This window comes from Oceaniferula spumae (assembly GCF_042849255.1).
GTDB classification, from domain to species: Bacteria; Verrucomicrobiota; Verrucomicrobiia; order Verrucomicrobiales; family Akkermansiaceae; genus Oceaniferula; species Oceaniferula spumae.
In genome coordinates this window covers 2,055,486-2,077,102 of record NZ_AP026866.1, presented here as the reverse complement: position 1 = coordinate 2,077,102, position 21,617 = coordinate 2,055,486, and the positions used below count along the sequence as shown (strand labels likewise).

The window sequence follows — 21,617 nt, the reverse complement described above, 5'->3', positions numbered from 1 at the left end:
TAACTGATTTTGATTCTTTCTGGACTACACCAGTGCACTCATTGAAGATGAAGCCGAGCTACAAAGAGCCCGTTTTCCATGAGCACAGATCAATCAACCACCTCCTCAGCATCCTCAGAGCAACTTCGCAGCGCTAACCGAGACTACCGACTTGAAGGTTTCGGCGAGTTGGAGGATCGTCTCCGGATCCTCATGGACATGCTTTCGGGTCTTTTGGGCAATGTTTCCCATCTTTCTGACAGCATTCCTTGGCGCGGCAAAGACATCAGGGACCGTGCCAAGGAGCCGGACGAGGCTGCTGTCACCGCGCAGCTTCAAGCGATCTGTTTTGAGATTCTCAACATGGTCGAGGAAAGAACATCTTTGAAAATTCGGAGTCGCCGACGCCGTGAACAAGGCCTTGATTCCGAGCAGGGAATGTTCGCTCAGGTTCTGAGCCGATTGAAAAAGCAGGGATTCACAGAGAATGAAGTATTGGAAATTCTCCCCACCGTGGCCGTGACTCCCGTCCTCACTGCTCACCCTACAGAGGCCAAGCGCCCTACCGTGCGTGAACGCCACCTGGCTCTTTACAAAGATCTCGTGAAATGGGACAGGAATATTGACGATCCGGAAACACTCGAAACCGTTTACGAGTCCATCAACGTGACTCTGGAAACTCTCTGGCACACAGGAGAGATCCACGCCTCGCGTCCAAGCCTTATCGGTGAACTTCGCAACATCATTTACTACCTGCGCGAAGTCTATCCTAACGTCATCGCCCGTCTCGACACCTCGCTGGAATCTGCTTGGAAATGCGCTGGCTGGGACGTGGAGAAACTTCGTAAATCCGGCGCCTACCCCAAACTCTGCTTCGGCACTTGGGTGGGGGGAGACCGCGATGGCCACCCGCTGGTCACCGCAGACGTCACCGAGGATACCTTGCGTCGACTGCACAAACACGCCCTGCACATCCACGAGCGTGAACTCCGCTCCGCCGCCAATGTGTTGACACTTTCACCGGAGGAATCCCACATTCCTACCGATCTAACGGACCGTATCAATGAGCTCACTGAGCAGTTGGGTGCTGATGGTAAACGCATTGCGGAATCAAACCCCCGTGAACCGTGGCGCTGTCTGACCTACCTCATGCGCGAGTTCATGATGAGTGAGGAAGGATATCATCAAGTGTCCGACTACGTGGCTGATCTTGATTTGTTAGATGCGGGTCTTCGGAAAATTGGAGCCGATCACACTGCGCGCAGTGTGATACATCCACTACGTCGCCTCGCCGAAATCTTCGGCTTCCATCTGGCCACTCTGGACATTCGTCAGAACTCCGCTTTCCACGATAACGCCGCCTCCCAGATGCTTACCATCGCCGGTGTCGAGGATGGCGAGAACTACGCAGATTGGCCGGAAGAAAAACGTATTTCTTATCTGATGGAAGAGCTGCAAAACGAGCGCCTCTTCCCACCGTGGAGAAGCAATTCCGAAAGTGAAGCCGGCAAGGTCATGGACTGCTTCGGTGTTCTCCGCAGACACGTCCGCGCTCATGGCAGCGTGTGTCTCGGCCCTTATGTGGTCAGCATGACTCGCCAAGTTTCAGACATGCTTCTTGTGCACCTTTTCGCCCGCGAGGGTTTGATGGCCGACTACAAAGATGGCTTCTGGGTCAGCCGCATGCCTGTCTGTCCACTTTTCGAAACAGGGGATGACCTCGACCGCGCCGGCAGCATGGTGAAATCATATCTCTCCCTGCCAGCAGGAAAACACTATCTGCGTAAAGTCCCCAGCGGCCTTGACTGCATGCCTGTGATGGTAGGCTATAGTGACTCTAACAAGGATAGTGGTTTGCTTTCCGGTCAGTGGTCACTGCAAAAGGCGCAAACAGAAATCACCAACGCTTGTTACGCGGCTGGTGCCAACTGTGAGTTTTTCCACGGTCGTGGCGGCACCATCAGTCGTGGTGCTGGTCCAGTTCAGTGGTTCCTTCGCTCTCTACCAGCTGGTAGTCTGAGTGGTGCCATGCGCGTCACCGAACAGGGAGAAGTGATTCCGCGAAAGTATGCACACCATGCGAATGCAGCGTATAATTTGGAGCTGCTTTTGGCAGGTGTGACCGGTGTCAGTATTTCTAACACTAAATTGAAAACCAAAGACGGAGCGGCGGCTGACCTTGGCGGAGAACACTACCAAGAAATCATGGAGTGGCTTTCCACGGAAAGTCGTGCTTATTACCGGACGCTGTTAGAAGATCCAGGTTTCATTCCATTCTTCCGAACAGCAACACCCATCGATGCCTTGGAGCATGGTTGCTTCGGGTCTCGTCCGTCACGCCGCACCGGCACTGCCTCGCTCGATGATCTTCGCGCCATCCCATGGGTATTTAGCTGGACTCAAGCACGTTACTACATGCCGGGCTGGTTTGGTGTCGGAACGGCATTGGAGAAACTGAAGTCGGAAAAACCTGAAGACTTTACGGCACTCTCCGACTTGATTCACAAGGAGCCATTCCTTCGCTATCTTCTTACCAACGTAGAAACAAACTTGGTAAGCGCGGATCTCGATCTGATGACGGCCTATTCCAAATTGGTGCCGGATGAGGAGCTTCGTGATCGCTTGCACGGAATGATCGTAGCCGAATTCAAACGCACGGAGGAAATGATCAATTGCATTTTCGGATCCTCCTTCGCCGAACGCCGACCACGTATGCTGCGGACTCTTGAAATGCGAGATCTGCCTCTCCGCCTTCTTCACGAGCAGCAGGTCAGTCTTTTGGCAGATTGGCGGGCTGCGCAGGAAAAAGGAGATTCAGCACTGCAGGCCACTTTGTTGAATGCCTTGCAGTACTCGGTGAATGCGATCGCCAGTGGCCTGCGCACCACAGGTTAGGTGTTATCCGAAAAATACTTCCCTGTGGTAGGGGTTAGCTAAATGCGCCAGACTTTCGAAAGGGTGTCTGGGCGCGCGATCCTATTTGGGTAGTGCGCTGATAAATTGAATGAATATTCGTCGCCAACCGTCGAATAGGTTGTAGAGTACATACCAAACTCCATTTATCATGAAAAAATACACCTCCATCATCGCCGCGTCATCAGTGTCGCTGTTGTTTTCAGCTTGCGATAAACCAAGCACCACGGCGAACGAGCAAAAGGACACTTCTCAGCAGGATTCCCGCTCCGAGGTTGCTGACACTTCTGAACAGGACAAACTGATCGCGGATCAGGCATCTCGCATCAGGGAGCTTGAGGAAAAACAACGCCAGTTCCAAGAAGCTAGAATTAAAGAACTCGAAGCCAAGGAGCGCGAATTACTTGATCAAATCGCCGAGCAAAAACGGCTCGATGAACTGGCCGCCGCAGAAGCAGCCGAGGCACCACCTGTCAAAGCCGTCGAGATCGAAGAAGACCCGGTTGTGCCACCAGTCGTTGTCGATGGAGGAGCACCAGTTGTTGAAGAGTTCCCCGAGTATTTTCCTGATCAGGAAGAATACTTTCCAGAATACCAGCCGCCACTGGCAGAGCAGATCGATTACAATGCCTACGTTGCTTATGATTGGTATCAGGAAGACGTTGCCCGTGAGCGAGCATATGCTGAGGAGGAGGCTCGCTGTGAGGCCAATAGTCGTGCTATTTTCCTGACCATTCTGAGGGCTCGCTTGGCCTATGAAAGGCATAGCCGGATCGATCATGCACACCGTCATGGCGACTGGCATCGTCGCCAGGCACAGCTAGAGCGTGAATGGCGAGCCGCCAGAGAACGAGAGAGAGAAATAGCGGCTCTACGCGATCGATACAGACGCCTGCATGCCAGCCGCGAACGTGCGCGCCTAGAGCGTGAGCGCAAGTTGCGTGAAGCCCGCCAACGCCAGGGATGGCAGCAGCTTGAAGAAGCCCGCCGCAGACAGGCAGTGTCTAATCAGAGCGAAGTGCAGCAGCGCTGGCTCCGTGAAAAGAAACTCCGTGAAGAACGGGCCAGAGCCTACAGAGCTAGATCCGGGAAAAATACGGCATCCAATGATCGGGGCCGTGACTCAAGGGGAAGCTCAGATCGTGACCGTGATCAAGCAGGGCGCGATGGCAGGGATCGGCGTGCAGATTCTGGTCGTAGTTCCGAGGCTGAACGCATCCGCGAGGATTTGGAAAAACGCCGCAAGGAATTGGAGCGTTTGGTCGCAGAGCGGAAGGAGCGCGAGGCCGCTACCGAGCGTGGTCGTGACGCGAACAGTCGTGACAGAGGTGATCGAAATGACCGTGGCGACAGGAAACCTGGCTCCAAAGACATGACCAAAGATGACGCCCGAGGCAAATACTCGGAAGCTCTGCGAGCACGACAGGAAGAGCAAAAAAAAGCTGAAGCCGCCAAACGTGCGCGCGAACTCGCTGAACGCGAGAAAGCTTCCCGCGAGAGATCCGAAGCCGAGCGTAGAAAAGAGGCCATGGAGCGTGGCCGCAGAGAAAGGACTGACCGCAAACCGGACACCAAACCCGAAACTAAGGAAAGTGCCAAGGAGGCAGAACGCCGCAAGTTTATCGAGGACCTACGGGCCAAACAAGAAGAGCGCAAGAAGGCAGAAGAAGCGAAACGAGCCAGAGAACAAGCAGAGCGTAACAAAGCCACTGAAGAGCGTGCTCGTCGTGAAAAAGAAGAAACCGCCCGTAGACATCAGCCGGCCAAACCTCGTGGGAACGAGGACATGGACAAACGACGTAAGGATCAGGAAAGAGCCAAGGAGGCCAGTGAGCGAGCAGCTAGAGAGCGCCGTGAAAAAGAAATGAACGAGCGTGCCAAGGAAGCGAAAGAGCGTGCCGAACGAGCAGCCCGTGAAAAGGCAGTCCAGGAACGAGCCGCACGTGAACGCGCTGAGAAAGAGCGTCGAGCTAAGGAGATGGCAGAAAAAGCCAAAGCAGCTCGCGAACGTGCCGAACGGGAAAAAGCAGCCCGCGAACGTGCGGAGCGAGAAAAAGCAGCCAGAGAACGGGCCATCCGTGAAAAGGCAGAACGAGAGAGAGCTGAGCAAGCTCGTCGCCGTGCCAATGAGGAGCGTGAAAGACAGGAACGTGCCCGTGAACAACAAGAACGTCAGAAAAGAGCTGCCGAGGAAGCCAGTCGCAAGAGAGCAGCCGAAGAGTCCAAGCAGCGGGAAGACAGAGAACGCGAGACCAAAGAGCGCAGACGAAAAGGACGCTAGCAAATTCATGGCTCCCCACACGAATGGGGAGGCCATTTTCTCGGCTCGGAATTCCCTTTGACCGATACTAGTTCGCGGTTCATATTGGTAAAGGGATGAATCACACACCTCACTTTACTCGAAACTGGATTAAAGCTGCGTATCTCACGGGAGTTGTTGCGTTGGCGTTGTTAAGTTCGGTTCACGCATGGGAACCAGGCACGGATGACGCTTCGGCGCTCGATGGGTTTATCGTAGACACCAATAACCGCCGCGATGTCTTGGCTTTCTATAACTGTGTTTACCCAGCCTCGGAGAACTACGCTGCTAATATTGCATGGACGGGGAATTACGCCTCGTGCAACGCAGGAACCACCTCACCAACATTCAAAGATGACACCCTGCGGCGGGTGAACCTTTATCGTGCCTTGGTGGGTCTCCCGGCAGATATTTCGTTTGATGCAACTAAGTCAGCCCACGCTCAAGAAGCTGCGCTGATGATGTCGGCTCAGAGGGCTCTTAGTCATAATCCTGGCACATCGTGGGCTTGTTACACAGTGAATGGAAGAAACGCTGCTGCGGCATCAAACTTGGCTTTAGGCAGTTATGGACCTTTTTCTATTGATCGATATATGTTCGATGATGGAGATAATAATATCATCGTTGGGCACCGTCGTTGGATTCTCTATTCGCGTGCCCAGGAAATGGGAACAGGCGATGTTCCCGGCGATGCCAGTCGTCTACCTGCGAATAGTTTGTGGGTGATTGGAAATTTTAAACCCGCACCGACGCCAACCTTCGTGGCATGGCCGAATGCTGGCTACTCGCCTGTAAGTTTGAGACCAGACAGGTGGTCGCTGTCTTATCCCGGAGCAAGTTTTTCCAGCGCTTCTGTAACGATGAGCCAGAATGGTTCAAATGTCCCACTGAGCATCGTTTCCAGATCTGCTTCCGGAGTAGGGGATAACACCATTGTTTGGGAACCAGTTGGGATACCTGACGATGTGATTGCAGATACTCCATACACCGTGACGGTATCAGGTATCGGAGGTGGCGGCCCATCCACCTACAGCTACACCGTCAATTTGTTTAACCCGAACATCGTGTCTGAACAGGTTGCTATCACTGGGACAATGACACCTCCGACTTCAGGGCAGACTTTTACTTTCAATAGTCTGGAACAAGCTGATTCATATGAACTTCAGGTGTCAACGGCCAGCGCCGCAGCGTGGACAGAGAGCGCCGAGGATAGTCCTACGCCTCAGATCATTGATCAGACTTCACCTGGCTATGATTTAAGATCCAACAGTTTTGCTCGCACTGGCTCGAAGTCGTTTCATCTAACACATCCGAGCGGAGTTTTCTCGGACCAGGCCTTTATTGTTACCCGCGACATTTTACCTACATCAAGCAGCCAACTGAAATTTTATGATCGTGGCAGATTCGCTACCACTACGACTACTCTGGAAGCAGAGGTGTCCACCGACGGAGGAGGAACGTGGACTAACGTTTGGAGTCGAAATGGAGCGGGATTGAGTAGTGGCAACTGGGATCCGACATGGATCAGCCGGAGTATCAATCTCTCCGCCTATGAAGGTGAAATCATTCGCATTCGTTTCATTATGAAAGGTAATGGCAGTAGTATCACTCAAGGATCGGGCAGTAGTCATGGGTTTTTTATTGATGATATCACGGTCACTAATTCGACGTATCTCGCAGGTATTACCACCACCGAGCTTGCAGGGACGGCTACTTCTTTTGAATTAAACTCCACCACAGCAGGGTCAACTTTAGTGGAAGGCTCCACTTATTTGATGCGTGTGAGGGCAAACATTGGCTGTCGCTGGTTTGACTATGGCCCCACGAAATCCGTCACCGCACAGGCCCCCACCGGCTACGATGCATGGGTCATCGACGAATATCCGCAGGTCACCGGTGGCTTTTCCGGCGATCACGATGGTGACGGAATTTCCAATGGAGTGGAATATGCCTTTGGTTTTGTTCCCACTTCCTCAACACCGAGCACTTCGATTCCCCAACCAATCGTCACCGCGAGTAGCGTGTCTTTCGGCTATAGTGAGCCGAGCGGTATCACTGGAATCACTTATGGTGCGGAATGGTCTACTGATATGGTCGACTGGGATCCTATCACTGATACCGGAAGTGGCGGAAATCATCAATTCACCGTGTCTCGTGGAGTGAATACCCACATCTTTATCCGCCACAAAATCACTAAAAACCCGTAGACTAAACAACCCACTTAGGGGCTGTTTAAGAGAGTTCTGTTAGTGACTCCACCTGCCAGTTGGCATTGCTGAAATCCAGTACACTTGTTAGTCTGTTTGGCACCGCTAGGACACTCATACCTGCTTCATGGGCAGAGAGCATGCCGTTCATCGAGTCTTCGATGACAATGCAGTCTTTAGGCTCAACCTTCAATCGAAGGGCGGCTTCAAGATAGAGGTCTGGTGCGGGTTTGATCCTTGGGGCGTCGCCGCGGCAGACAGTTGTCTCAAAGTGTTTTGTGAGATTGAGTTTGTCGATCCATCCATCCACCCAATGATGTGATGAGCTGGAGACAACAGCTGTGGAAATATCATCATTTTTCGAGAGTGATTCGATGAATGCTTCGACGCCTGGCATGGCCGGGCAGCCTTCGAGATCGCGTAGTATTTCCACTTGGCGTGCTGAGTTTTCCTGCTTCCAGTCGAACGTTCTACCACTGAGGTCTTCCAGATATTTTTCTGGTGACCAAGTATCAAAGTCACTGCCGATGCATTTGACGTAGATATCCGGTGCCAGATCGAATCCCTCACGGGCGAAGAGTTTTTTCCACGATTGATAAATCGGCCACTCGGAGTCGAGGATTACTCCATCGAAATCGAAGAGTACGGCTTTGGCTTTAGTGAGTGCTTGTTGGAAATCTGGATTCATGGATTGGTGGATATGGTGAGTGAAATTGAATGGGATTCTCCCGGGGGAATGGTGATGCTGTGGTCGCGTACGTTGCCTGCTTCTACGCAGACAAAGTCATGGATTTCATCATTGGCCAAGTCGTCCATGGAACTCCCTTTTTCGATGCCGGGGTTCCAAGTGATGGTATTTTTACTATTGGTTTTGGTGAGGTGAACACGTTGTTGTGTCACCAGATCTTCAATGATGACGTCCTCGGAAGTCGTGTAAATTTGGTCGATCTCGTCAGGAAAGCGGAGGGGGCCGTTCTGTGTACCGATGCTTTCTGTTCCTACGGTGTCAATATAGCTGCAGCCGTCAAGACCGAGGACATGGGTCTTTCTGCTGTCGGTAACTGTGAAGTAGCTGTGTAGCGCCTCGCTGAAGCTTAGGTCGCTTTCCCCATCATTAGTCGTGGTCAATGTGAGTTGCAGCGTTTTCCCAATCACAAACTCCATACGTGCGGATAGTCCCGTGTCATTCTTGGCTGGCAGTGAAAATGTTAGGCTGGTTCTGTTGGACTCACACACCACATTCTCCAGTCTCCAAAACGATATCCTCGCGTATCCATGGGATGGTGATTTTTCTGGATGAGCGGAGAACCATGGCCAGCAGATGGGGATGCCTCCTCTGATTGCCTTGCCCTCTCGGAAAACCGCAGCACTGCTGGTGTAGATGAGCGGTTTCCCGTCAGTCTGACAATAATCGATCAAGTGCGCCCCGTGGAGTGCAATACTTGCCTTTGCATGGGCATTTTGAATCCGCACCACCGGATACCCAGTGGCCAGTTCCTCGAACCAAACTTCGTTTTGGCACTCGAATTCTTCTGCCAGCTGATTGATCGTCTGCACGGGACCCAGAAGTAGGGGAGAACGGGCAAGTGGCAAGAAAAAGGTGGGCGGCGCTTGGCAAGAATCGTAATTATTGCTGGTATTAGCGTGATGCTGAATCCCGAAGAGCTATTGCCTAAGCCGCGATCAATTTACCGGCTCGTCGCTTTGTTAGGTTGTGTGCTTATCTGTACAAGTTGCGGAACTTCGTTGAGTTTGAAACATCAAGGTGAAAGACATTCTTACCAGGTGACCAAGGACGTCATCTACACCCCAGCCGATTGGCCAGAGAAGCTGCCTGCGAACATTTACAAACCGAAGGCGGACAAACCAACACCGGCAATTTTGTTAGTCCATGGCGGAAGTTGGGCGCTCGGCGATGATCGCTACCAGATGAGTGCGATTGCCAGAAGGTTGGCTCGCAGAGGTTATTTGGTGATGAATGTAACCTATCGCATGATTCCTGAATGGTTTTTCCCAGAGCCAGCCGATGATTTACGTCAAGCATTGGTCTGGTTGCAGGATCACGCAGAGGAACTAAATGTCGACCTCCAGCGAGTGGGGCTATTCGGCTACTCCGCCGGAGGTCAATTGGCGGAAATCGTAGGCATGCAGGACTCTTCGACTGGTATGAAAGTGGGAGCTATCGTGGCAGGAGCTACCCCGCACGATATGTCACTGTTAGCCGATGAAGATGTGGTGAAGGTTTACCTTCGCGGTGAAATCCATGATTATCCTGACGACTACCGAGCCGCATCCCCACTTTACAACGTCCGGAAAAATGGTCCTCCAATGTTTCTTTATCACGGTGCCAGTGATGGCATCGTGATACCGCTACACACAATCCGCATGGCGAAGGAGTTAGCGAAAAATGGAATCCGTCATGAAGTCTACTGGGTCAAGGGCAGGGGGCACGTCACTACCTTCCTTTTCCAAAGTCAGGCAGTGGGCAAGGCGATCGATTTCCTCGACCGCGAGTTGGCTCCTCGATGAATGTTACTTCCTTTTATTGACGAACACGCGGGCACCGGGAGCATCGCTGATATATGCCCATGACCACTGAAGCAACACGCCTACCTTGGAACGGAAGTCCACAAGGAACATGATGTGGATGAATAGCCATGCCAGCCAGGCAATGAAACCGGTGAGCTTCATCTTGCCAAATTCAACCACGGCCTGAGAGCGTCCGATAATGGCCATCGACCCCTTGTCGAGGTATTTGAAGCCTTGGCGATCACTGCTGTTGCCAGTTTTCTTTTCCTTGAGAAGAAGCTTGGCGATGTGCCTACCCATCTGGCTCGCAGCAGGAGCTACGCCCGGAACGGGTTTGTCGGCAATGTCTTTCATGAACACCAAGTCACCGGCAACGAAAATGTTAGGGTGGCCAGTCAGTGACAGATCTGCTTCAGGGGTAACCTTACCGGCGCGGTTGCGCTCGCATGGCAAGTGCGCCGTGATGCCCTCGGCTTCAATGCCGGCAGCCCAGAGAATGGCACCGCATTTTATTTCCTCGTCTTTCGTAATCACCGTGTGCGGTTGGATGTCGGTGACCATCGTGCTGGTGCGCACATCGACACCGATCTTTTCCAAGCGTTTTTGAGCATATGCGGAATTAGATTCGATGTAAGGAGGTAAAATCCGTGGACCAGCTTCCACCAAGATGACCTTGAGGCTATGGACGTCGAGTCGGCGGAAATTCCTCCGCATTGAGCGCTTGATTAGCTCCACAAATGCTCCGGAGAGTTCAACTCCTGTGGGGCCGCCGCCTACGATGACGATGGTCATCAGACGTTTCCGTTCGGCAGGATCGTCCGTGCGCTCAGCGGCTTCGAGGTTTTCGAGCACTTTTTTTCGCACTGAGTAGGCATCGGATAGAGATTTCAATCCAATAGTGTGCTGCTCCCAGTGGTTGTTTCCAAAGTATCCGGTCTTGGCTCCTGCCGCGACGACTAGGGTATCGTACCGATATTCCTGGCCCGATGTGCCGCTGACCTTTTTGGCATCGATGTCGATGCCACAGATATCATCCATGAAAACGGTGACGTTTTTGGATTTCTCTAGGATGCCTCGTAGAGAACGCGCGATGTCCGGTGCTGCCAAGGTCGCGGTGGCAACTTGGTAGAGTAAAGGTTGGAATAGGTGATGGTTGGTCCGGTCCAGCAAGGTAACTTCGAAGCCGTCCTTGTTGGCCAGATTGCGGGCGCACTCCAGCCCGGCAAAGCCTCCACCGATGATCACGACCTTAGTCACGCCTGTGTTCTTCTCGCTCATGGGAGTCGGCTTAATACAGTTCCTCTCATTGTGCAATAGGCACATGGTTCATCACGCAATGATCTTTGTCACCATAGGATGTGAGCAGGTGTAATGGGAAGAGGAGTATGACTGGAAGCACTCATAGCCGCGATTAGTGCGGCTGCTTGAGAATGATTCGGCCGAAACGTGGAGACGAGGGTGAAATGGGAGTCTTGTCGCGCACAGTGAAACGGGTAGCGGAGTTCTCAATCACTTCGTAAGTGCTATTGGCCTCAGGTGTAGGGTTCGTCGGTGCCCAAGTGTTGAGATCACTACTGAACTGGGCTACAAACCAGACACCGTCCACAGTGGCCGTCTTGTCCAAACTGATCTGCAGATAATCTTGGTCTCCGTCCTCGACGATGTTGACGCCGTTGTTTTTTGAGACACCGAAAACAGGATCGGTATTGGCGACATTGGGATTGGTGCCCATTGCCATTTCCGCGAGGTTGGTCATTCCATCGCCATCAGGATCCTCGTCTGCGGCAGCATCTCCGCTGGCAAACTGGGAAGGAGTGAACCACGTCTTGGCCCAAATGTCATACGGGGAATCACCTCCGATGATAGGGACAATAGGACGACTGGAACTACCATCGTAGGAGAAGAAATTTCCTCCCACCCAAATGATACCACCCTCACCTTGGGCCAGTTCGTAGACCGTTCCTCCAGGGCCGGATCCTTGGTCAAATGAGGTGTCGAGTGAGCCCGTGGTAGTCATTCTTTCAAGGTTCATCGCAGAGATGATTTGGGATCCTCCGGCCATCGTTTTGCCATTAGCTTGATTCAATAAAATACGAACAGTGCTAGTAAACCCGGGAGCTGTAAATGTGGTATCCAAAGCACCGTTTGTACCGACTCTGCAACAGCGTTCAGCAGTTGCTCCATCATATGTGGTGAAAAATCCGCCGATGATATATTTACCATCGGCCTGACGCACAACCGTGTAAACCCCACCATTACTGCCGCTGCCAACTTGAAATGAAGTGTCTCGGCTGCCGTCATTGTTCAGGCGTATTATATCTCGGTGAGTTCCGTCTCCTGTATTGGGAATACTGAAATTGCCTCCGAGTGTGATCTTTCCGTCAGTCTCAGCAATCAGGTCACGAATACTGGCTCCTGAATTCAACGGTGAAGCAAGAGCGCCTGCAGTCGACCCATTGGCATTGAGTCTCACCACGCCATTGGCTGAGGATGAATTGAAGTTGCTGAAATCACCACCAACCAGAATCCGACCGTCAGTTTCGATGGCGAGACAGCGAACCAGATCATCAGCTCCTGTGCCCGTGTTGCCGAGGAAAGTTTCATCCATGCTGCCATCCGAATTCAGCCGGACCAGACGGCCACATGCGGATCCGTTGTAGTTGGTAAATTCTCCACCGATAATGTATTTTCCATCACTTTGCACGGCGATACATAGAACATCGCCATTAAAGCCGCTGCCTGAAACAAAGTCCTCATCCACTGAGCCGTCAGCATTCAGTCGCATGATGTTGCTGATGTTAGGGTAATTGGAAACGTTATAAATATTGCCACCCACCATTACCTGACCGTTGTCGAGGGGAGCGATGGCTTCCACCGTGACATTGAAAAACGGAGGCGTGAATGATGTAACCCGTTGCCCGGCATCAAGGATGCTGACAGTGGCCACATCTAGGCCAGCATCAATCACTGCTCCACTCGGGTTGCTCAGCGTAAGGGTGAAATCTTCAACACCTTCGGCGATGACATCCGGGCACAGAGAAACCAGAATGGTTTTGTCCTCCAAGTCACCATCTTCCCAGGTGAGGGTGCCAGACACGGCAAAATAATCGCTGCCGGCCGTGGCGCTGCCACTACCTGTCGCGTAGTCCACGCTCACCGCTCCGGTACTACTGAAACGTCGTTGCACGGTGATCTTCGCAACCCCGCTTTGCTCATCGACGGCGATGTTATCGGACGCGAGAGAAATTCGGGGGTCAAATACGACCTGCACTTTGATCCATTCGTTAGGGGTAGTGCCTCCTTTTTCCAAGCAGTTGAAGCGCACGCCGGCATTACTATCGTAGTAGGTTTCACCCACTGGCAGTCCCGCATCTCTCCGGTCCGCGGTCTCAGAGGATTCTGACTCAGGGGTCATGTCGATGAGGGAAGTCTCGCGACCACTGGCCATGTTTTCACCAACAACGTATGCTGCACTATCAAGGTTGTTAGATGATGTCTGATAGTTCTGACGATAGCCAATCCAGAAATAGTCGTCCCCGGACATGGGCACTCTAACAGCTAGTGTCGGGTTGCTGATAGCAGAGACGTGGTCAAACCGGTAGATGGTGAATGTCTGCGACTCGGTGGCTTCGGTGACTTTCGAGTCGGGCAGCCAATCCATGTAATTTTTGGCCAAATGCGAGAAGTGTGCGTCGGGCGAGCTACCGCCGCCCATTTCATCAAATATGTCACCATACTCCAGACTGCCGGGCGTTTGGTAGGTGCCGCCGAGCTCCATTTCAGGGTGATGGTAGTTGGCATGGCTGAGTCCGTAGTTATGACCAAATTCGTGAACGATAATCCCCACACTGTTGAAGCCGTTTACCCAATGGTTGGAACCGCCAACGGATGCACGTCCGCCATATGTAATCTGCGAGTTGGTAACTTGACCAAGATTCGGAAAATACACGGCGATGACATCATAGTTTCCGATGGTGTAATCTGCGGAGGCTAGAGCACGTGCGTCGTTTTGGATGCCGTTGTTGTCTCCATTCACCGCATAAGTCGCACCCGAGCTGGGCATTCTGTATACATCGTCGGAGACTGTGAAAGTGATGCCTGCGTTACCGTAGGAATAATTGTGCAGGTGACCGTCAACAGTCGTCAGAGTGTCTTCCAGATCCGTTTTCGAAATAGGCTCTCCAGGAAAATCGGAAAAATCAACCCGGATGAAGAGCACATTGATTTCGTTGACCATGTAGGGTGTGTCTAGGACTTCACCTCCACCGCTGTCCCCACCTGTATCACCGGCGATCCATTCGTAAGGATGACGAACGGTTGCACGGCGTCGGATTACAGCCTCTTCTTTGGCCTCCGCCAGAGTTTGCTCGATGACTTCGAGGTCAGTGGCGGAGCTGAAGGTATGAACTTGCCCTGCGACGAGAGCGGAAACAGATCCCTCGGCGTCGCTGTGTTTGGTGCCGGCGGCGAACAATTCTCCCGCAGCTGCCTGATCGGATTTGGAAAGAAGCGTGGTGGCCCGGTCTGAGATCACTGCGTGACCAGCCAGACGGATGCCGCTCACTGGGTAAGCATTGAGCACCGGCATCTCTTGCCCGCTTTCAGTGTAGGCCTGTAAAACTTCTCCACGAATCTCGATGGTGTTCTTGTGCTGACAAACGCGATGCTGATGTGATTCTTGAGTAGCGTGAGTTCTGCATTCGGCATGCGAGCAACCAAGCATGGAGGTCTCCCAAATCAGGTCGATATTGGCCAGTCCACTGAGCGGAGCTGGGAAATAAGGCTTCAGCTCATTGGGCAAAGCAGCAAAATCACTCAGGCTGGGAGCCTCGGCCAGAGCCTTGCTAGGATTGCTCTTCATCAGTTGGATAAATCTCGTCCGGTGACGTTCGGCAGTGGCGATGATGGTCTCGCGCACAGAGGGCTGAGATGAAGTCCTGCTCCATGCCGCAGTGAAGTCGGTGACCGAAGCTTGCTCTGAGATACGAGAGGTTTTCTCTTTCTCCGGTGCCGAAGCGACGGATTTTGAGCGATGGCTGATGATGAGTAGTGCGGCTGCTATGACGGCAATAATGACAACGAGTATGTGAAAACGCTTATTCATGGTGTGGGCAGTGTGTTGATGGTCTCGTAGTGAACTTTGAAGGGTTTGTCGATAATTGACAATTCTTTACTAAACAGTCAGCTCTTCTCTCGTGCTGACAACACGAAAGATCGATGTATTTCACACTTTTCGCCACAAGCTGATCACCCCAGAGTGCCGCCGTGTCCGCAACGCCATCCATTACTTATCCCGACCTGCCCGTGGCTTCTCGCCGCGAGGAGATCATGGCTGCCATGCGGAAACATCAGGTCGTCATCGTGGTTGGCGAGACCGGAAGTGGTAAAACCACCCAGCTGCCGAAGATGGCCTATGAACTGGCAGTGGAGGAGGGGAAAACTGGCAGAGTTGGTTGTACCCAGCCACGCCGACTGGCCGCCGCCACCGTCGCCCGACGTGTTGCAGAGGAAATGGGCACCGGCTTAGGTGATCGAGTGGGCTACCAAGTCCGCTTCGTGGAGAAAGTGCAGGATGAAACCTCGATCAAGTTCATGACCGATGGTATCCTGCTAGCCGAAACCCAGCGTGACAGGGAACTCCGTCAATACGACACCTTGATCATCGATGAAGCGCACGAGCGCAGTCTGAACATCGATTTTGTGTTAGGGTATCTGAAAAACCTGATCAAGCGCCGCAAGGACCTGCGCATCGTGGTGAGCTCGGCGACCATGGATTCGGGGAAATTTGCAGAGTATTTTGGTGGTGCCCCAATCGTTAACGTTGAGGGGCGAACATATCCGGTGGAGGATTACTACCTGCCGGCACGAAGTGACGGTGAGGACCTTTCCAGACATGTTTCGCGTGCCGTTGAGTGGGTCACGGATATGGATCCCACAGGAGATGTGTTGATCTTCTTACCAGGCGAACGCGAGATCCGTGAGTGCGCCGATACGTTGGAGGGAAATAATTTTCCACGCACGGAAATCCTGCCCCTTTTCGCCCGGCTCGGACTGGATGAGCAAGAGCGAGTCTTTAATACCGGTGGTTCTAACAGGCGTGTTGTCTTGGCAACGAACGTCGCCGAGACATCAGTCACTATTCCGGGCATCGTCTATGTCATCGACAGTGGCTTGGCACGGGTCAGCCGCTGGAATCCGGCGCGTCAGATTCAGCGACTACAGATCGAGCAAATCAGCCAGGCCAGTGCTCGGCAACGTCGTGGCCGATGTGGTCGAGTGCAGGAAGGTATCTGCATCCGACTCTACGATGAGGAAATCCACGATGCCGCGGATGAATACACAGATCCGGAAATACGCCGCAGTTCATTAGCAGGTGTGATCCTGCGCATGAAGTCACTGAAGCTCCCTGACGTGCGCGAGTTTCCTTTCCTCAGCCCTCCTTCCGCCAAGGCGATTAGCGAGGGGCACCGAACTTTGGAAGAGGTGGGTGCGATGGAAAAAGACGGAGCTTTGACGCGCATCGGTCATCAGCTCGCGCGACTACCGCTCGATCCGCGGCTTGGCAGAATGTTGATCGAAGCCGAACAACGCAATGTTCTGGACGCTGTGCTGGTTATGGTCGGTGGCATGAGCGTGATGGACGTGCGCGAGCGGCCGCCAGAAAAACAAGCCGAGGCCGACAAGGCGCACACCAAGTTTAACGATGAGGAATCGGATTTCCTAACACTTCTTCACATCTGGTCGGCAGTGAATGATTTTCGAGATAAGCGGCGTTTCAAGCGCAACCAGCTGCGCAAGTATTGCAAACAGAACTACATCAGTTTCCGACGGGTGATGGAGTGGGATCAGGTGGTCAATGAACTTGGCCGACTGGTGCAGAATACCCTGAAGGTAAAAACCAAAGCACTCTCAGCCGAACGCAGCCAATGGGGTGATGAGGCTGAGATGCACAAGTCCCTGTTAGCAGGAATCCCCAAGCAGTTCGGCTTCTGGGACAAGGAGAAACGCATTTACCGAGGCACCGGAGGATGCGAGTTTGCCGTGTTCCCCGGCTCGGGCCTCTTCGGCAAAAAGCGCCACGAGTGGTTGATTGCTTACGAGCTGGTCGAGACCAGCCGTGTATTCGCACGTAAGGTTGCCCAGCTCGATGTCCGCTGGGTGGAGGAGGTCGTGCCACACCTCTGCCGTCACCGGTATCACTCACCTTACTGGGATGAAAAACAGGGTGCAGTGTATGGAAAAGAAACCGTGCTCTGCGGTGGGCTGACTCTGGTCGACGGACGCAACGTGTTCTACGGCAGAGTGAATCCGAGAGAGGCGCACGAGGTCTTTATTCGCGAGGCTGTGTTAGGTTCAGGTCTGCGCACGCGTGGCAAGTTCATGGATCGGATGGACGAGGTGAAAGCTGAAGTCGAGGACGCCGAGCACAAATTGCGTCGAAGCGGTGGGCTCTGGTCTGAGGAAGCGGTCTATGATTTTTTCTTAGAGCGTATCCCCTCTAACATATGCACCGCCAAAGCCTTTCAAAAGTGGCGAACCACTGGCGACAATGAAACGCAGCTAATGCTGACCGTTGAGGACTGTGTCTGGGGTGAAATCGAAGACCTCAATGACTTCCCTGACCTCGTTTGGCATGGGGAGACCGGTTATCATGTCAGCTACAACGACACCCCAGGTGAACGCGAAGACGGTCTGGTTTTTGAACTGAGTCTTGGTGATGTGGCGGAGTTTCCTGATTTTCTAACGTCATGGGTTGTGCCCGGGTTGTTGGAGGAACGAGTTTATCTGCTGATAAGATCATTACCCAAAAGCCAACGCCAAGCCTGCTCTCCGGCGCGCGATGTCACAACGGCTTTTCTTGAGGAATGGAAGGGGTGGGTGCCAGCACGCGATCTACTCACTGAGCTGTCGTCATTTCTCAGCAAGCGAACTGGACACATCATCGATGTTGGCATGTTTGACGAGTCACGCCTACCCGATGGCTATCGCGGTAAAATCCGCATTTGGAGTGACGAGGACGAAGAACTGGCATTTGGCACAGACATTGATGAGCTTCGCCAAAAACTAACAGGTCTGATGAGAGATCGTCTGGAGATCCATGTGAACGAGGAGTGGGAAATGACTGGAGGCGAGGGCTGGGACTTCGGAACAATTCCCACGGTAGCAGATGACGGTGTATTTCCTGCTTTGGTCGACGAGGGCAAAACAGTCGGCATGCGAGCCTATCTGAACAAAACCGAAGCCGCCGAAAGCCATCGTGCCGGTGCCGTCAGATTATTCCAGATCGAACAGGCCACCCAGGTAGACTACGTGCGCCGTAAGTTACCTCTGGGCATGATGGGCAAGGTCATGTTACCCGCCATGGACTCAGGCAATGGTGAGCTAGTGGTCGATTTACTTCGTGTCGCGTGCGAAGGTGCCATGGGGTCTCCCTTGCCGCGCGATGCCGAAGAGTTTTCTCGCGCTGCCTCGCGAGGGAAAGGTGAACTTTTTAACTGTGCAGCCAAGGTCTGTGAGGGCTTCGAGTCGATGTTAACCTCCTACCGCATTGTGTCCGACTGGATTCAAGACAACGGCTCCGACCGCCATCTGAGCGTGGTGGCTGCGGATTTGACGGAGGAAATTGAATGGCTGTTAGGTTCTGGCTTTGCATGGCGCGCAGGCTACTCGCGGCTCGTCGAATACGGGCGATATTTTCAAGCGATGGAGGAGCGTTTGAAGCGACTCGAAAGCTTGCCGCTGGTCAAAGACGATGAAAAACGTCACCGTGTCTGCCGCCTGTGGGATGCGTGGTTTGTCATTTGGAGAAAAGATCCTGATAATGTCTCACTCTGGCCAGTTGGGTGGCTCCTCATGGAATGGCGTGTCGCCGAGTTCTCTCCCAGTCAGCCAAGACGCAACAAAGTCTCGGAAAAGATGATTGAGAGAGAGTTGCAGGCTCTGGACATTGGCGCGTATTGATGCAAGGTTCTTACATGCGCTATGTATGTCTTCTGATGGCCTTGGTGTTCACCGCTTTCACCTTGGTGCAATTCAATGATCTCGATCAATATCACACGGAAAAATGGTATTTGTGGGTGGCCGCTTACGGACTGTGTGCCTTGATTTCACTGATCAGTTTTTTCAAACGCTTACCTGTTATCGTGTACATCAGTATGGTGGTCGCAGCACTGACCGCAGCGGTGGTGCGTGTGCAGGGCGTGGAGTGGAGTCGTGAAATTCTCTACAATCCTGATAATCCGTCCGGAAATGAAACCGGTGGCCTGTTAGTCATCGCTGTCTGGATGGGCATCCTCGCCTGGGCGAGAAAAGCGAAAGTGGCTAAGCACACCGAGCTATGATTCTGGATCCGCAGATCGCCAAAACCAATCTCACACGTATCGCTCGTGAGCTTGGCTTTGATGACTGCCGGGTGTCCCGAGCTCGTGAGGCCACACATGCGGAAGCATATAAAAATTGGATCTCAGATGGCTGCGCTGGTGACATGGCGTGGCTGGAGCGCAATATAGATCGCCGTGTGAATCCTACGGAGGTGGTGCCAGGTGCATGTTCTGTCATCAGTCTGGCTCTGAACTATTTTCCCGGTCATGAAGATCCGGATGGCGACTACCGTATCGCTCGCTACGCGTGGAACGAGGACTATCACGACATTATCGAAGCGAAACTCAAGGATCTCAATTCCGCGCTGGAGGACATGGGGGGGGTGCAGAGATTCTATACCGATACTGGTCCGGTGTTAGAAAGGGATTTTGCGACGGACTCCGGTCTCGGTTGGAGTGGTAAATCTTGTGTCCAGATTCACAAGGAAATGGGCACTTGGTTTTTTCTAGCAGAATTGATCACCACCCTAGATCTTCCCCCGGACCAACCCTTCGGAGACCATTGCGGAAAGTGCACACGCTGCATGGTCGCTTGCCCTACTGATGCCATCACTGAGCCCCATCGCGTAGATGCCCGACGATGTATTTCCTACCTAACAATCGAATACCTCGGGCCAATCCCTCTGGAGTTTAGAAAACAAATTGGAGATCGGATCTATGGGTGCGACACCTGTCTGGATGTATGCCCCTGGAATCGCTTTGCGAAGATTAGTCGGGAAACAAAATTTCATGCCAGACAGTCGGTATTTCAAAACCGCCTCCGCGATTTTCTAGAACTCGATGACGAGAGTTTTCGTATCATGTTTGCCAAGTCACCGATCAAACGCATCAAGCGAAACCGATTCCTGCGCAATGTTTGTGTTGCACTTGGAAATGTGGGGACAAAAAAAGACCTGCCGGCGTTAACACGCGCGGCAGGTGATGAGGATGCCCTGATCTCTGAACACGCCGCATGGGCGGTCTCTGAGATCAAGGCGAGAACAGAGGCTTAGAAGAACATTCTGTATGCCAAGCCGTATGTGAAGCCATCGTAGACGTCATTGCCGTCTGAATCGAGGTCCTCCCATTCGACACCAGCCATGATCTTGGAGTTGTCGCCACAGAAGTAGTAGTTAAGACCGAGGTAAATGCTGTGGTGCTCGTCGCCGCGACCGTTGCGCAGGGAAGCGATGTCTTCCTGACGTGCGTCACCGGCGTTGCGCACATAGCGGCTGTTAAGGCGGATGCCTTCGGCACTGCTAGCCTGCTGATACTGGTAACGGAATACTGCCTCAAGACGGTCTTGAGTGATCCAGTAAGTGGGCATGAGTACGACACCCCAGAAGCTACCATCTCTGCTAGAGGAGGCATCGTCGCGGTTGTCGCCGAAGATCACGTTCGCGAGGACGGTCGCATTTCCTTGCTCCACTTCAAGTGCAACGGAGGCGGTCCAATCGAAGCCAACGGTGGTGTCTGCAGAGCCGGCGTGGTCCGCGTAAGCGAAGGCAAGATGAGCCTGAGACTTCTCAAAAGACATCATAGAGGTGATATCTTGTGTTACGCTTGCGAGGTAGAATTCACCTGCATGCCAGTCGGCTACTTCATCACTTGCTTCGGTGCTGTAAAATCCGAGATGGAAGCTTGTTTTGCCTTTTGTTCCATCCATCCAGAACCCGGTCATGTTGTCTGGGAATGCCTTGTTGGCGATGGCTGAGCGTTCGATGGTTTTGATCTTTTTGGATGAGGTAGTGCCCTCAGCTGAGATCTTGATTTTGTTCTTTCCGTAACCAAATGTGAGCTTGTCAAAATTGGAAAGAGTGAAGGCTTTCTGCGCATTGAAGAGCAGTTGGGCTTCGTAAATGTTAGAGTATTCAATGTCGAGGTCACCACCGGATGGGCGAGTGTCATTTTCCATGTCCACATTACCCCAGAGCTCGAAATACTGGAGGAATTTCACGCGTGCACCCACACGCAGACGGCGGAACTCTCCTTCGCTGTCATACCAGAAGTCATCACCACCGGCATCGCCGTCGATCCATGCCTGCTGATACTGCATGCGACCGAAGATGCCGACCTCTTGAATAATGGGGTTCTCAGAATTTTTGTAAAGGGTGCCTGGTTTGCTTTGCAGCCAGCTGCAGAAGTCCCCGTTGTTAGCCGCTGGCTCAGGGGTAGGGGTGACAGTGACTTCTCCGGCGATAGCGGAGGAAGCGGAGATAGCAAGGGCGATGGTGGAGCCAAATGTGGCCAGCCGTTTCGCAACGTTGGTTTCTTGTTTCATGGTATTATCTGGTTTTCTGCAGGGAAAAAGCCTGCGAAGTGCCAGCGGAA

12 protein-coding genes are annotated in these 21,617 nt (G+C 52.8%); 7 read left to right on the top strand and 5 right to left on the bottom strand.

Translation table 11 applies throughout. The features are described 5' to 3' along the window. Positions 1–78 precede the first annotated feature (78 nt). From ACSPJT_RS08560 to ACSPJT_RS08550, 3 genes are all read left to right on the top strand, one after another. A complete protein-coding gene (locus ACSPJT_RS08560) occupies positions 79–2,874 on the top strand; it encodes a phosphoenolpyruvate carboxylase (protein ID WP_435895962.1) in 2,796 nt (931 codons plus the stop codon). Positions 2,875–3,043: 169 nt separating this feature from the next. After that, a complete protein-coding gene (locus ACSPJT_RS08555) occupies positions 3,044–5,173 on the top strand; it encodes a hypothetical protein (protein WP_435895961.1) in 2,130 nt (709 codons plus the stop codon). Positions 5,174–5,268: 95 nt separating this feature from the next. Continuing rightward, on the top strand, positions 5,269–7,398 hold the full coding sequence (locus tag ACSPJT_RS08550) for a CAP domain-containing protein (protein ID WP_435895960.1): 2,130 nt from the start codon (positions 5,269–5,271) through the stop codon (positions 7,396–7,398). Positions 7,399–7,423: 25 nt separating this feature from the next. Here ACSPJT_RS08550 and ACSPJT_RS08545 read toward each other — a convergent pair whose 3' ends face one another. Both ACSPJT_RS08545 and ACSPJT_RS08540 read right to left on the bottom strand, forming a co-directional pair. Further along, on the bottom strand, positions 7,424–8,086 hold the full coding sequence (locus ACSPJT_RS08545) for an HAD family hydrolase (RefSeq protein ID WP_435895959.1): 663 nt from the start codon (positions 8,084–8,086) through the stop codon (positions 7,424–7,426). After that, entirely contained in the window at positions 8,083–8,955 is an 873-nt protein-coding gene (locus tag ACSPJT_RS08540) for a D-hexose-6-phosphate mutarotase (protein WP_435895958.1), read from the bottom strand. Before ACSPJT_RS08540 ends, ACSPJT_RS08545 begins: the two co-directional genes overlap by 4 nt. 195 nt (positions 8,956–9,150) lie before the next feature. Here ACSPJT_RS08540 and ACSPJT_RS08535 point away from each other — a divergent pair, with 195 nt between their 5' ends. Continuing rightward, positions 9,151–9,927, top strand: coding sequence for an alpha/beta hydrolase (locus ACSPJT_RS08535; RefSeq protein WP_435895957.1), 777 nt, complete (start codon positions 9,151–9,153; stop codon positions 9,925–9,927). 3 nt (positions 9,928–9,930) lie between these two features. Here ACSPJT_RS08535 and ACSPJT_RS08530 read toward each other — a convergent pair whose 3' ends face one another. Next, positions 9,931–11,205, bottom strand: a complete 1,275-nt coding sequence (locus ACSPJT_RS08530; protein WP_435895956.1) for an NAD(P)/FAD-dependent oxidoreductase — start codon at positions 11,203–11,205, stop codon at positions 9,931–9,933. A 133-nt stretch (positions 11,206–11,338) separates the two neighbouring features. Continuing rightward, a complete protein-coding gene (locus ACSPJT_RS08525; protein ID WP_435895955.1) occupies positions 11,339–15,031 on the bottom strand; it encodes a Calx-beta domain-containing protein in 3,693 nt (1,230 codons plus the stop codon). Between the two features lie 161 nt (positions 15,032–15,192). Between ACSPJT_RS08525 and hrpA the strand changes: the two genes are divergently transcribed. Genes hrpA through queG form a run of 3 tightly spaced genes read left to right on the top strand, consistent with a single transcriptional unit; the run spans position 15,193 to position 20,299 of the window. Further along, positions 15,193–18,888, top strand: a complete 3,696-nt coding sequence (hrpA, locus tag ACSPJT_RS08520) for an ATP-dependent RNA helicase HrpA (protein ID WP_435895954.1) — start codon at positions 15,193–15,195, stop codon at positions 18,886–18,888. Between the two features lie 14 nt (positions 18,889–18,902). After that, complete coding sequence (locus ACSPJT_RS08515; protein WP_435895953.1) at positions 18,903–19,268, top strand: transmembrane 220 family protein; 366 nt, start codon at positions 18,903–18,905, stop codon at positions 19,266–19,268. Next, positions 19,265–20,299, top strand: a complete 1,035-nt coding sequence (gene queG, locus ACSPJT_RS08510; protein ID WP_435895952.1) for a tRNA epoxyqueuosine(34) reductase QueG — start codon at positions 19,265–19,267, stop codon at positions 20,297–20,299. The genes ACSPJT_RS08515 and queG overlap by 4 nt, the downstream gene beginning before the upstream one ends. Here the strand turns inward: queG and ACSPJT_RS08505 are convergent. Continuing rightward, positions 20,296–21,567 carry a porin gene (locus ACSPJT_RS08505; protein WP_435895951.1) on the bottom strand — a complete coding sequence of 424 codons (1,272 nt, stop codon included), beginning with the start codon at positions 21,565–21,567 and terminating at the stop codon, positions 20,296–20,298. The genes queG and ACSPJT_RS08505 overlap by 4 nt on opposite strands. Between the last annotated feature and the right edge of the window lie 50 nt (positions 21,568–21,617).